At 38.5% G+C, this 12,562-nt stretch carries 11 protein-coding genes and 1 tRNA gene; 3 read left to right on the top strand and 9 right to left on the bottom strand.

The window, feature by feature from the left end; translation table 11 throughout:
• Positions 1–17: 17 nt before the first annotated feature.
• The 3 genes from ltrA to AN964_RS02360 all read right to left on the bottom strand — a co-directional run bounded on the left by ltrA (position 18) and on the right by AN964_RS02360 (position 4,320).
• Entirely contained in the window at positions 18–1,277 is a 1,260-nt protein-coding gene (gene ltrA / locus AN964_RS02370; RefSeq protein WP_055737770.1) for a group II intron reverse transcriptase/maturase, read from the bottom strand.
• A gap of 968 nt (positions 1,278–2,245) precedes the next feature.
• Positions 2,246–3,700 carry a degradosome RNA helicase CshA gene (gene cshA / locus AN964_RS02365; RefSeq protein WP_055738184.1) on the bottom strand — a complete coding sequence of 485 codons (1,455 nt, stop codon included), beginning with the start codon at positions 3,698–3,700 and terminating at the stop codon, positions 2,246–2,248.
• A 526-nt stretch (positions 3,701–4,226) separates the two neighbouring features.
• Positions 4,227–4,320 (bottom strand) — tRNA-Ser (locus tag AN964_RS02360).
• 151 nt (positions 4,321–4,471) lie between these two features.
• Here AN964_RS02360 and AN964_RS02355 point away from each other — a divergent pair.
• Positions 4,472–4,672 carry a hypothetical protein gene (locus tag AN964_RS02355; protein WP_055738183.1) on the top strand — a complete coding sequence of 67 codons (201 nt, stop codon included), beginning with the start codon at positions 4,472–4,474 and terminating at the stop codon, positions 4,670–4,672.
• Between the two features lie 73 nt (positions 4,673–4,745).
• Positions 4,746–6,701, top strand: a complete 1,956-nt coding sequence (nagE, locus tag AN964_RS02350; RefSeq protein WP_055738182.1) for an N-acetylglucosamine-specific PTS transporter subunit IIBC — start codon at positions 4,746–4,748, stop codon at positions 6,699–6,701.
• Between the two features lie 131 nt (positions 6,702–6,832).
• On the opposite strand, the gene AN964_RS02345 is transcribed toward nagE, so the two are convergent.
• The 6 genes from AN964_RS02345 to AN964_RS02320 all read right to left on the bottom strand — a co-directional run bounded on the left by AN964_RS02345 (position 6,833) and on the right by AN964_RS02320 (position 11,595).
• Positions 6,833–8,032 (bottom strand): GGDEF domain-containing protein, encoded by a 1,200-nt coding sequence (locus tag AN964_RS02345; RefSeq protein WP_055738181.1) that lies wholly within the window; start codon positions 8,030–8,032, stop codon positions 6,833–6,835.
• Between the two features lie 127 nt (positions 8,033–8,159).
• Complete coding sequence (locus AN964_RS02340; RefSeq protein ID WP_055738180.1) at positions 8,160–9,062, bottom strand: phosphotransferase; 903 nt, start codon at positions 9,060–9,062, stop codon at positions 8,160–8,162.
• A 119-nt stretch (positions 9,063–9,181) separates the two neighbouring features.
• Entirely contained in the window at positions 9,182–9,313 is a 132-nt protein-coding gene (locus AN964_RS02335) for a YvrJ family protein (RefSeq protein ID WP_437177107.1), read from the bottom strand.
• Between the two features lie 107 nt (positions 9,314–9,420).
• On the bottom strand, positions 9,421–9,639 hold the full coding sequence (locus AN964_RS02330; protein ID WP_055738178.1) for a DUF2922 domain-containing protein: 219 nt from the start codon (positions 9,637–9,639) through the stop codon (positions 9,421–9,423).
• Positions 9,640–9,750: 111 nt separating this feature from the next.
• Positions 9,751–9,969 (bottom strand): DUF1659 domain-containing protein, encoded by a 219-nt coding sequence (locus tag AN964_RS02325; protein WP_055738177.1) that lies wholly within the window; start codon positions 9,967–9,969, stop codon positions 9,751–9,753.
• A 102-nt stretch (positions 9,970–10,071) separates the two neighbouring features.
• Complete coding sequence (locus AN964_RS02320; RefSeq protein ID WP_055738176.1) at positions 10,072–11,595, bottom strand: response regulator transcription factor; 1,524 nt, start codon at positions 11,593–11,595, stop codon at positions 10,072–10,074.
• A gap of 331 nt (positions 11,596–11,926) precedes the next feature.
• Between AN964_RS02320 and AN964_RS02315 the strand changes: the two genes are divergently transcribed.
• Positions 11,927–12,532, top strand: coding sequence for a DUF6230 family protein (locus tag AN964_RS02315; protein WP_055738175.1), 606 nt, complete (start codon positions 11,927–11,929; stop codon positions 12,530–12,532).
• Positions 12,533–12,562 lie beyond the last annotated feature (30 nt).

Here is a 12,562-nt window from a genome sequence, read left to right as displayed (position 1 = left end):
GTATACGGCGGTTCCATTTATGTCTGACGTAGTTGAGAATATCTCACATAAAGACTCTTCAGCCCTCGCATCTCCCAATAGGAGTTTGTGAGGGTTTTCTGTAGGATTGGGCTTCTGGCTATTCTCCAATATTTCTTTCTAGAGTTTCCCCATTCGTATGCCTTCTCTTTTGGAATCCCTAATCCAATGAGTTTTCTTACTTTGGTTTTTGGTTTCTTCCATTCTTTCCATTGGCACATTCTGAGACGCCTTCTAATCCATTCGTCTAATTCTTTGAAAATAGTGGGTGTATCTGCTAATGCATAATATCCGCACCAGCCAATCAAATATTGATTCAGCTTCTCTATTCTATAATCCATTGGAATTGGTTTTGACCTTGAAGTTAATTCTCGTATCCGTTTCTTGACACGTTGAATACTTTGGTTTGACATCCGCACCTTCGGTTTCTTATGAAATGTGAAGCTAAAACCTAAAAACTTTCTTTTCCAAGGTCTGTCTACAGCTGACTTTTCTCGATTCACCTTTAGTTTTAGAGTAAATTCAATGAAAGTAGTAATCGAGTCCATTACTCGCTCTCCGGCTCTTCTCGATTTTACGTAGATATTACAATCATCTGCGTATCGGACAAACTTGTGCCCTCTCTTTTCTAACTCTTTGTCTAGTTCATCTAGAACGATATTGGAGAGTAAAGGACTTAATGGTCCACCTTGGGGCGTACCCTCCTCGGATTTCGTTATGACTCCATTAATCATAATGCCAGACTGTAGATACTTCCGAATTAGTGATAGGAGCGTTCTGTCTTGAATCCTTTTGGATAGAGTCCGCATTAATCTATCATGATTGACTTTATCAAAGAATTTCTCCAAGTCCATGTCGACTACCCATCGGTATCCCTCTTCGATATATTTCTTCGCTTGTCTAACACCGTCATGACCTCGTTTGTTTGGTCGAAAACCATAGCTCTGTGTTGAAAAAGTCGGGTCGAAGATAGGGGTTAAAATCTGAGTAATCGCCTGTTGGATGAAACGGTCTGTCACGGTTGGGATACCTAATAACCTTACTCCACCGTTCGGTTTTGGGATTTCAACCCGACGGACAGGAGAAGGTTGATAAGTACCCTCCATTAAGGATGTTTTAAGTGTATCCCACGTTTCGAGAATATGTCTTCGTAGGTCTTTTACGGACATATTGTCTACTCCATGACTTCCTTTGTTCTTTTCTACTCGCTTTAATGCCAGTAAAAGATTTTCCCGTGACAGCATTCGTTCCATTAACATTGAGATTTATCCTTTCTACGTGAACAATACATTCTCATTAAGTGGGTTCTTTACTAAGCCCTCCCGAAGTCCCCCATGGAATTCACCATTTCTTCCTTTCAGGTAGGTTCCGTAAGAATTTTCTGCTTTCATACATAAAGAACCGTTTGCCGAGTGTTTGTTCTCCTAAAATGGTTCAGTCCTTCCTTGATTCTCTCGAGCAAACCAAGTACTACGACTTCGGCTGACTTCTGATTGTTCAGCTATCCATTACTAGATAGGTTACCAAGTGTACTTGGCGTATCAACCAGACCTCCCCGGGTAAGAGTGCAATCTTTCCTTCCATCTATCTGCTTCATTTACTTTGTATCACCTTCGGCAGAAAGGACTTTGTTTTGTATTGCAAACTCATCCAATGATACCTAGCCTTGTATGAAGTTCGTGTTCCTCAGACCGGAAGTTTGCCGCTCGCTTCCTTCAGATTCCGCGTCACCACGGACACCCTTGCGTTAAGCTAACTGCTACTTCTGCCTTCACAGTTCGGGACTTTCACCCTAGAGACTACACCCATGCCGGGCGCACAATTATACAAACAGGCTCTAATAGAGCCTGTTTTTTTATGTATTTCTAGTTTATTCTTAAATAAAAAAACCTACTCAACAGTGAGTAGGAATCTAAAACAGGTACAGTAAAATGATTTTAAGCTTTAAAGGTTCACTACAGTATAACATATTGATTAACAATATACAGAGCTTTCATCCACCATTCAAAAATTAATTTGAAAGTAAGTATATTCCTATTGAGCTATCCTGCCCCGTTTGTGGCATAAGAAAAGAGCTTCCTAACACTTTTGGAAAGTGACCTTTAGTTTAGTTTGTACAATAGAAAAAAAGCATCCCTTATTAAAGGAATGCCCCCGCATCTGTCTCATTAGCTGCTTCTCTTCTCTATCCGGGCTGTTTCTAACATTGTATCCTTCTTATATTGTTTTATAATGCCTCTTTTTTTCGAGAGGACATGGAAGTTTTTTTACGTTTACCCTTGCTCCCCTTCTTCGCTAATTCCCTATTCCCTTTATAGTTTCTACTAGATTTCTCTTTTACCTTCTTTTTAGGCTTACTGGAATATCGCGGAGTCTCAGAAGTTAATTGAACAGGAACATCCCTCTGTTCCTTGGACATCAATTTTAAGGCAACTGAAACTAATGTAATTGAATCGTACTGATCGAGCAATTCGCTTGCTGCACGATTAAACTGTGTGTACTGCTCCTCTTCAACCAATTGGATCATCTTTTCTACTGCGGCTTGCTGTACAGACTCCCTTGCCTCAGCTATGGTCGGTATTGATTTCCGTTGAATGTTTCCTTTGGAGGCTTTTTCAATAATGCGGATCTGTCCGGTCTCCCTTGGTGTAGCAAATGTAATAGCTAGCCCTGTTTTACCTGCTCTCCCTGTTCTACCGATTCGGTGAACATAACTTTCCGGGTCTTGAGGAATATCAAAATTGTAGACGTGAGTAACTCCTGAAACATCAATTCCTCTCGCAGCTACATCGGTTGCCACTAAAATATCAATTTTTCCCTCACGAAATTTATTCATAACAACATCTCGCTGTCGTTGATTTAAATCTCCGTGTAATCCATCAGCAAGATACCCTCTTTTATTCAATGCATCACTTAATTCATCAACGCGTCGTTTTGTTCTTCCAAAAATAACGGCTAATTCTGGGTTATCCACGTCTAGCAGACGGCAAAGCACTTCAAACTTATCCCTTTCATTAACCTCATAATAGATTTGCTTAACAGTTGGCGAGGTAACTTCCCTTGCTTTCATCTTTACTAACTCTGGATTGTGCATAAACCTTTCCGCAAGATTTTGAATCGGTTTTGGCATAGTTGCAGAGAACAGCAAAGTTTGTTTTTCTTCAGGGGTCTCTTTTAGGATTCGTTCGATGTCCTCCAGAAAGCCCATATCTAACATTTCATCAGCTTCATCTAAAACTACAACTGAGATACGATTTAATTTTAGCGTTTTACGTTTAATGTGGTCCAAAAGTCTTCCGGGTGTTCCCGTAATAATTTGAGGTCCCTTTTTTAATGCCTTAATTTGGCGTTCTATCGACTGCCCCCCATAAATAGGAAGAGCAGTAATGCCCATGTATTTTGACAGACGATTAATCTCTTCTGAAACTTGGATAGCTAATTCTCTGGTAGGTGCAATCACAATTGCTTGTACAAATTTTTTGCTTGTATCCACTTTTTCTAAAATCGGTATTGAGAAGGCAGCAGTCTTTCCTGTCCCTGTTTGTGCTTGACCAATAATGTCCTTCCCAGTCAAAGCTATAGGAATGGCTTTCTCTTGAATAGGAGATGCTTCTTCAAATCCCATATCCGTAATTGCTCTTTTTATAGGATCACTAATTCCCATTTCTTGAAATGTTGTCATACTCAATGCCCCCCTTTATGTGTTTACTATTTTTTATCTTGGACAAATCTCCTATATTGAATGCACATCTTTATGCGATCTTTACAACTTTTCATCCTCCCTCATTCAAAATAGGAATTTTCGTTAATGTATTCTTACCATTTGTATTTGTTTTACCGCTATATGTAATCTCTAGTTAGTAATTTGGCCTTAGATTTAAAAATAAAAAACGGACTCTAAAATAAGAACTTAGTATTGAGAAATCGATTTATTTTATTAAAATGCTCTTCCGTTGTAAAACTTTCTCATTCAACCTGCCCTTTTACTTCAATCAGAAATATCATCCCATGTTGAATTATTATGCATTTATATTATAAAAAAACTGATGATCTTATTTTGATCATCAGCTTTTTCCATTGTTAATTTCATTAAATCTTTCTAAAATATTCAAGCATATAATTTCGCAAAGTATATTCAAGCATTAGCCTTCATTTTTCGAAAACTTATGGTTAAAGTCACAAAAATACAGCACTAACATTCCTATGTATGGCGGAGAAGGTGGGATTTGAACCCACGCGGGCAGGTCTACTACCCCTAACGCATTTCGAGTGCGCCCCCTTAAGCCTCTTGGGTACTCCTCCAAAAAAATGTTCCTCTTCTATTATACTAAATTCCTTTCTTTTTTCAATGCAAAGGATCTCCAGCCACCTTGATGAACTGCTATCTGACACAGAATAGAAGTTCCGCAAAACGGTTACCTTAAAGGTAAATTATTGCGGGAGGAAGAAGGCTTTGGAAACAATTGATTTTTTAACCTTTAAAGAAGATTGGACATACATCAAGAGGATGGTCATTAGCGTTGCTGCCCAATTGGAGGATAATCAAAGCTATGTAAGAGAAATGGCGATTGAAGATTTAGTGGAAATTATTCAGGAAATGGATAAACGTGAACCGAAAAAGGAAAAAGGGGAAACGAAAATATCTATTGATTAGGTGTTATCTGCTACAAAGTCAAAGTGTTTTTGGATTCACTGCTAAAAAGGACATGGCATAGGAGGGAATTTTCATGCTAGCATTTCTGCAAAAAATCGGTAAATCCTTGATGCTGCCTATCGCAGTCCTGCCTGCAGCTGGTTTATTATTGCGGCTGGGTCAACCAGACTTGCTAAATATTAAATTTATTGCTGAGGCTGGAAATGCCTTTTTCGGAAGCATGGCGATTGGACAAGATGCCGTCTTTAGTAATCTTGCCCTTTTATTTGCGATTGGCGTCGCCATTGGCTTTGCAAAAGATAATAATGGAGCTGCCGCATTAGCAGGCGCCATCGGTTATATGGTTTTAACCTTTACTACACACGCCATTAATCCAACGGTAAATATGGGAGTACTCGGCGGAATTATTTCCGGAATTGTCGCCGGTTTATTATACAACCGGTTCCATGATATTCATCTTCCAACCTGGCTTGCCTTTTTCGGAGGAAGGAGATTTATTCCGATTATTACCGCTTTAGCAGGAGTTATCTTAGGGATTCTATTCGGGTATATTTGGCCGTATGTACAAGATGGAATTGATGCATTAGCTCACTGGATTACAAGTGCCGGTGCCTTTGGCTACGCGGTCTACGGATTCTTAAACCGACTGCTTATTCCTTTAGGCTTGCATCATATTATTAATACTCTTGTCTGGTTTGATTTTGGAACCTTTAAGGATGCCGCCGGAAATGTGTATCATGGGGATATTACCCGCTTCCTGCATCATGATCCGACTGCCGGAAGGTTTACGACCGGTTTCTTCCCTATTATGATGTTTGGTTTGCCAGCCGCTTGTTTCGCAATGATGGCTACAGCCAAAACAGAACGGCGCAGAAAAACAGCAGGTTTACTGCTCGGTATGGCGTTAACCTCTTTTGTTACCGGGGTAACGGAACCAATTGAATTTGGATTCATGTTCGTGTCACCACTGCTTTACGTTATTCATGCTTTACTGACCGCTACATCATTTGCGGTGACGTATTTGCTTGGTATCCATGATTCTTTCAGCTTTTCTGCAAGTTTGATTGATTATATTTTGAACTATGGTATTGCTCAAAAACCGTTGCTATTGATTTTAGTTGGCTTAATTTATGGGGTTATCTATTTTATCATCTTCTATTTCGTCATCAAATGGCGCGATTTAAAAACACCTGGGCGCGAAGATGAAGATGAATTCGCAGATGATGACACCATCGCTATCTCTGCGGACGATAAGTATACAAGGATGGCAGCAGGCTTTTTAAAAGGGCTGGGAGGAAAAGAAAACTTAACTAATATTGATAACTGCGCTACCCGCCTCCGCTTGGATGTACGGGATAGCTGTAATATTGACGAAACAACTATTAAACGTTTCGGAGCAAGAGGCGTGATGAAAACAAGTAAATCAAGCGTGCAGATTATCGTTGGTCCGGATGTAGAATTTGCAGCCAATGCTTTGAAAAAGCTGTATGCACTGGATCATCCGCCAGAGCCGGAGACACCTGGTACAGCCCATACTGAACCAATTACCAAAAATGCAACTGCCAAAAAATTTGATAAAGATTCATTTACTGCCCCACTTAGTGGCAGGCTTTTAAAAATAGAAGAAGTCCCAGATAAAGTGTTTTCCGAAAAAATGATGGGAGATGGCTTTGGAATTGAACCATCTGACGGAGAAGTCATATCGCCTTTTAATGGAGTAGTGAAATCCGTATTTCCAACCAATCATGCGATTGGTTTAGAATCGGAGGATGGACTAGAGGTTTTAATCCATATGGGGCTTGATACAGTGAACCTTAAAGGAGAAGGATTTACTGTTCATGTGGAAAATGGGGATTGTATAAAACAAGGACAAAAGCTTGCAGACATGGATATCGATTTTATTAAGGATAAAGTTCCATCTATCGTAACACCAATTATCTTCACGAATCTTGAACAGGATAACCGAGTAAAATTGCTTAAAGAAGGAAACATACAACGCGGGGATAAAGGATTTATCGAAATAGAATAAAATGTATGGAGGGTGGCTTTGGGAAATGGGCCACCCTCCTTAATTTTTTATCAGATTTTTTCTGCATCTTCCCCGGCGGGTAAGCGCAATGACACGTCTCTTACCGTGTTTCCTTTGGCAGCTAATTTCACTCATCCATACGTTAGAGCTTCGCCGCGTGCACAAACAACACGATTTCTTCCATTATTTTTTGCCTTATATAAAGCGATATCTGCACGGTGGTAACACGATGTAAAGGGATCTGCTTCCTCCGTGTTTAGGGACGCCACCCCTAGACTTGCCGTTATGATAATGGTTTCATTGCCTACGGTAAACAAGTTAGATTGAATGGCAGACTTTACTTGTTCTGCAACCAATACTGCTTCCGTAAGCGACGTGTCAGGTAAAAGGAAGATAAATTCCTCCCCTCCTAACCTTGCAGGGAAATATTTAGCACCTAACATTTTTTTCAACAGAATTCCAACCTCTTTTAAGATTTGATCTCCTGCTGGATGACCAAAATGGTCATTCACATGCTTGAAATGGTCAATATCCATTATAATGACACAAGTCTCGCTTTGATTATTACTCGAATTCGCTATTTCGATTTCCGTATGTTTCATAAACTCCATTCTATTTAAGAGACCAGTTAAAGAATCATGGGTGGCTAGAAACTCAAGTTGCTTATTTTGTTCTTCCAGTATTTGATTCTGCGCTTCAATTTCTTTCTCTTGAAAAATTTTATAGATGCTATTCCTCCACGTAATTAATGCGATTCCAAAGCTAATGCCAATGACAGAAATACTGTTCACTCTTTCTGATAACAAGATATTGTGATTGTTTTGGGTGAACGAAATCCCAAAATGAAAGAAGACAAAGGCTAAACCATAAATAAATAGTGAAGAAATGGGATGTATGAAAAAAATAACCGCAATTCCGATACATACACTTGAAAAGGCATTGATACCCGCATTGACATATTGGTCAAAGGTGCTTACAACAATGCCAAAAAGAAGATAACTTATAATGGCTATTAGTTGTAGAAAAGAAGCCGCTTTGCTTTTATCCATTTTCTTTTGTTTAAAAAAATAGGCGGTACAACCAATCACTAGTATCACAAAAAACATAGTAAAATGAGAAATAGCTACTCCCATTCGCCATTTATGTACATTTTCTGCTGACTTAAAACCTGGATCATACATCCAAAAGATACATCCATGTGCTAGATGAATCAGCATTAAGATAATGGATAGAAGATAAATTCGATGATTATTTGTGGAAATCATATCTTCCTTAGCGATTTTACTATTCATATTTAAAGGATGATTTCTAATTCGCGTGATAAGCTTCATTTTAATTCCTTCTCCACCTGCAAAACAGGATTTCACCAAATAAACGTTCCATTCATAATTTTATAACTTTTCGTGACCTTTTACCTACTTGCGTATATTTTTATTTTTCGACAAAATTCGAACGTATTCATAGCAGGTGTCGAAGGATTTCTTTGCATTCTTCGATAAGAAGCTGGTTTGAGTTATCATACGCATACAGAAGGAGCAGGGTTGTTGTGTAAATCGCTTTAAACTTTGCAAGATTTTCCGTTTGTTCATCGACAGTACCATATATGCTATAAAATAAATACCGGCCTTCCGGAGGGATAAAAGTATAAACAATGGATAAATCGATGGCAGGGTTCCCTATATGAGTATCTCCCCAGTCAATAATTCCAGATACCTTTCCTTCCCCATCTACCAGCATGTTTCTTGTATGAAGATCCCCATGGACTAATGCACATTCTGTATTTGTTTCATCAGTAGAAACGGATTCGATAAATTGTTCCAATTCTTTCTGCGCGATAAATAAACCTAGCTCTGAGGCTTTTTGCAGATTTTCTTTTAATTTCGGCCTGCGACTTTCGATATCTAGTCGATTTAATTCATCATAGGGAATTTTCACATGTAGTGCATCCTTTACAGGGAATCGATGTAATTCCTTTAAAAAGAGTGCTAATTTTTCTACGGACTGCATTCTCTTTTCATTGGACAGTATTCCAGGTGTTGTACCGTGGACGATTGGATATCCTGTAAATGACCAAGGGTAGCTTTCTCCTGGTACCCCTATAAAAGTAGGAATTGGAATGGGAATAGGAAGCTTATCAGCTAGTTTCGGTAAAATTCGATTTTCCGTTTCTAACAAATGGGCAGCAACATTACGACGCGGAAAGCGAAAGATAAATTCATCATTTACCTTGAACACCGTATTATCAAATCCTTCTCCGATTACCTCTGCCTTAGTTGGATTCAGTTGTGGAAATTGCTCTTCAATTAATGAAGTTGCTAACGTTTCTGTGACAACCACTTGCGGATCCCATATTGGTGACATGCAAACACCTCAATCCCTTTAAATTATATTAAAAATAATTGTAATGGATGTCACCTCTAAGTGACAACCAGTAACAAAAAGCGCAAGCGCCAGCACTAACGTAGACGCCTGCGCTTTTCTTATTCATTACTCTTCAATCGATCAGGAAGACTTTGAATCGACTGTATGACTGCTTCCAACTTCGTTTCTATACGATACAAAAGATACAGTGATACAACGATTGGGAAACCAACCTCATTGATGAAGGTCATGATATTATCCAAAATATTTCCCCCCTTTCTTCCAATAATCCCGCAAACAAAGAAATTATAAATAATGAAAGGCCTGTCCAATTTGAACAAGGCCTTCCCTTCCAGAACTATTCAATCGTATATTCTGTGACATTGTGATCTACTAATCTAGCACCCTTCATTTCGGTAAAAGCATAACCGGTGGAATTTTGAAAGACATTGGCTGCAATCAACTGCTCCATCGCCGCTTTTACCTTTGCAGTATCAACAGGCTCGATAGGATCTTCAATGGATACACTAGCAGTTTTATTATTTGCTGTGACAAATTGTAATTCAAGAGTTTTCACTATTTTCACCTCCCTCTTTTTTTCAAATGGCTTTGTTAAATAAATGTTATAACGGGACATCGATTGAACCGTAAATAACATTGCTTAACGTAGCCCTGAAATTATTCCCCATTACGCCTGAATATCCGAACTGTCATTACGTTCCACACCATAAAGAGCTTTCTGAGATAAGGAAGCAATTGCTTGTGCAGCACTTTGCAGCTCATCAGGAGTGGAATCCAGACGGATATTGCTAAAGGTTTTGCTTTTAAACAATTGCTTTCCATCACCGTCTACTCCATTATCGAAGATTAGCTTTAGCCTGGATTCCTTTAGAAGTGTTTCTGCCATTTGTATCACCTCCCTTCACCTTTTATATAGGTTTCTGGGATAGAAAAGGACACCCTTAAATGAAAAAAAGAACTTTCTTAACGAAAGTCCTTGGCAACAAATCTATTTAATTATTCCAGATCGAATAGCCTTAACTGCTGCCTCTGTTCTGTTTTTAGCATTCAGTCGTTTCATAATATTAGATACATAGTCTCTAACAGTATATTCGCTTAAATGGAGCTTTTCAGCCGCTTCTGACGTCGAAGCACCTTCCGCTAACAGTTCCAGTACCTCTATCTCACGAGAGGATAACGGCGCTATGCCTGAATCTAGTACCTTCCACTTATTAGTTCCTGAAAATTTCATCAATAATTCCCCCGCACTCTGTCCGAATTTCAAAAGGGCTGTAAAGGTGTTACTGTCCACTTGAAAATGCTTTCCTGGCCCTTGATCCAAGATGGCTGCGGCAATTAACTCCCCTTCAGAAGGAACATAGATTGGGGCAACGATAACGGATTCCAATTGGAAATGCTGTACATATCGTGTAGGGAATTCCTTTGAAGCATTCGAAATATAGATCGGCTGAAAGTTCTTCATTGCCTCATTTTGAGGATGGAGCTTCGTAATACTCTTATATAAGGAAGGGATATTATCCACATGTTCTTTTATATTGCGGATTTCGTCATTATTAAAATGGTAGCCAAATAATCCTAATCCTGTCTCATCCTCGTTCGAATACTTAAATAACGCACATCTTTCAAAAGGAAGATATTGCGCATATCCATATGCTATATTTTGAATAGCCTCCTCTAAATTATGGGACTTCATAATCCATTCATTAAATAGAATAACCGCGTCTTTCCACTGATCACCGGATTGTTCCTGTCTTTTTTCCTCCTCTATTTGCAATAAATGCATTGCATAGGTTAAAAAAGGGGCAATGGAAGAAACATTTTGGTTTTTGGTACAAAATAATAATGTCTCACTTTTCCACGGAATTGGAAAAACATCCCGGGTTTCCTGGCCACCTGTTAATTGCAGAAGAGACTCTGTCAACATAAACCATGATGGTTTTATCTCATCATATAGGCTGCTTTGTATTGATTCTTCAGATATACCAATTATTTTTTTGAATTGGTAGCCATTTTGAACGTGCCCTATCCGTGCAATCCACTCAATATGCAGTTGTTTCGATTGAACAAGCTGCCGACAAAGTATGTCGATCTGAAATTGTCTTTGTTTTGAAATCGATAGCATTTCCTCACATATTTTCGAAAAGAGAAATTGTACAGCTGGATGCAAATGAAAAGAACGTGTTGTATTAGATTTAATGACCTTATGAACGGCATTCTCCAACAGGGTCAAAATAAAGATGAGCATATTTGGTTCAGGAGGTCTTTGAAATTGCCTGTACCATTCCGAACGAATATCCAGAAGTAAAGTATCTGTTTGGTGATTTTCCGACTGTAAAAAACGACGGAAAAAATGGAATGCAAATTCAAAAGCATCTGCTGATTTTTTATTGGTTTTTTTCATGTACTCTAATATTTCCTTCCACTCCGCCATAATGGAATCTTTATAAGCGTATAAAAGCTCCACACCATTTTTCAATACTGTTTTCATATGGGTATTCAATGATAGAGACATAGAGATCCTCCATTCCCATCTAGGTAACAATCCGCATCCTTAAAAGATATATTCAAACCTATTTCCACCATAGTACCACCGTCTATTAAAAGATAAACCTTATTTCTTTCGCCAAATATCAGCAAACTCGACATCTTTTGCTAATTTTCGTACACGACAATTGTAGGGGCACTCTTGCTATTTTCCTACATTGATAGGAATTCAGTTATCAGATTTTTTCGAATAAAATTAAAAATAAAAGTGGCTTGTAAGCGGTTTCTTAGGTGATGTTTGGATCTGGAAACCTTCGTTATTTTCCACTTTTTATTTATGAAAAAAGGGAGGGGTTTAAATGAATGAAGGTGTTATGTTGATTCAGGGGAAGACGTCGAAGAAATGGTTTTTTAGTGCACTTTTATGTGGATTTTTATTGTTAGGCGGATTGTTTGCAGTGTTTGGCGTAACTGGTGTGGCATATGCAACTCCTATTGGAGGGATTGGGAAATTTAATGTTTCCTTTGACAAGATGGTTGGAAAAGGATTCAAGCTATATGGAAGCCTTTATGGTGACCCTCAAAGCGGAAATCCAAGCAAAGTTAGTCCTGTTTTTGTAAATGAAATTGATGATGTGACTATTAATGGATTAGTTATCTCAAGAGATGTCGACATTCCAATATTAGGTAAATACACAGTAAAAATTACAGCAGGTAATGGAAATAATCCTGTAAAAATACAAGGGTTAACTCAAAAAGCCACTCTTATAAATGGTGATGCATCCTTTACAAAGATGAATATCAGTGAAAACTATGTGGAAGCATCAGATCCGCAAGCTGTTAGTAAGGCTTTTACGCAAGGATCTGATACTATTACGATTACAAACGGCAGTTTAGACACTCAATATCTATTCCAACAAGCTGTTACCTTACCTGGAATGAAGGTAGAATTTGTTAAAAAGTAATTTCATGGCTTTCTTCAAGGAGTTGAATAA

The organism is Heyndrickxia shackletonii, from assembly GCF_001420715.1.
Taxonomy (GTDB): domain Bacteria; phylum Bacillota; class Bacilli; order Bacillales; family Bacillaceae_C; genus Margalitia; species Margalitia shackletonii.
The sequence above is the reverse complement of the archived record's forward strand: the minus strand, read 5'-3'. Positions and strand labels throughout refer to the sequence as shown.

Bases quoted from the DNA above. Each gene is read 5' to 3' on its own strand.
- nagE (WP_055738182.1), top strand. From the start codon at position 4,746: ATGCTAGCATTTCTGCAAAAAATCGGTAAATCCTTGATGCTGCCTATC.
- ltrA (WP_055737770.1), bottom strand. From the start codon at position 1,277: ATGTTAATGGAACGAATGCTGTCACGGGAAAATCTTTTACTGGCATTA.
- AN964_RS02340 (WP_055738180.1), bottom strand. From the start codon at position 9,062: ATGTCACCAATATGGGATCCGCAAGTGGTTGTCACAGAAACGTTAGCA.
- AN964_RS02345 (WP_055738181.1), bottom strand. From the start codon at position 8,032: ATGAAGCTTATCACGCGAATTAGAAATCATCCTTTAAATATGAATAGT.
- AN964_RS02320 (WP_055738176.1), bottom strand. From the start codon at position 11,595: ATGTCTCTATCATTGAATACCCATATGAAAACAGTATTGAAAAATGGT.
- AN964_RS02315 (WP_055738175.1), top strand. From the start codon at position 11,927: ATGAATGAAGGTGTTATGTTGATTCAGGGGAAGACGTCGAAGAAATGG.
- AN964_RS02335 (WP_437177107.1), bottom strand. From the start codon at position 9,313: ATGACCTTCATCAATGAGGTTGGTTTCCCAATCGTTGTATCACTGTAT.
- cshA (WP_055738184.1), bottom strand. From the start codon at position 3,700: ATGACAACATTTCAAGAAATGGGAATTAGTGATCCTATAAAAAGAGCA.
- AN964_RS02325 (WP_055738177.1), bottom strand. From the start codon at position 9,969: ATGGCAGAAACACTTCTAAAGGAATCCAGGCTAAAGCTAATCTTCGAT.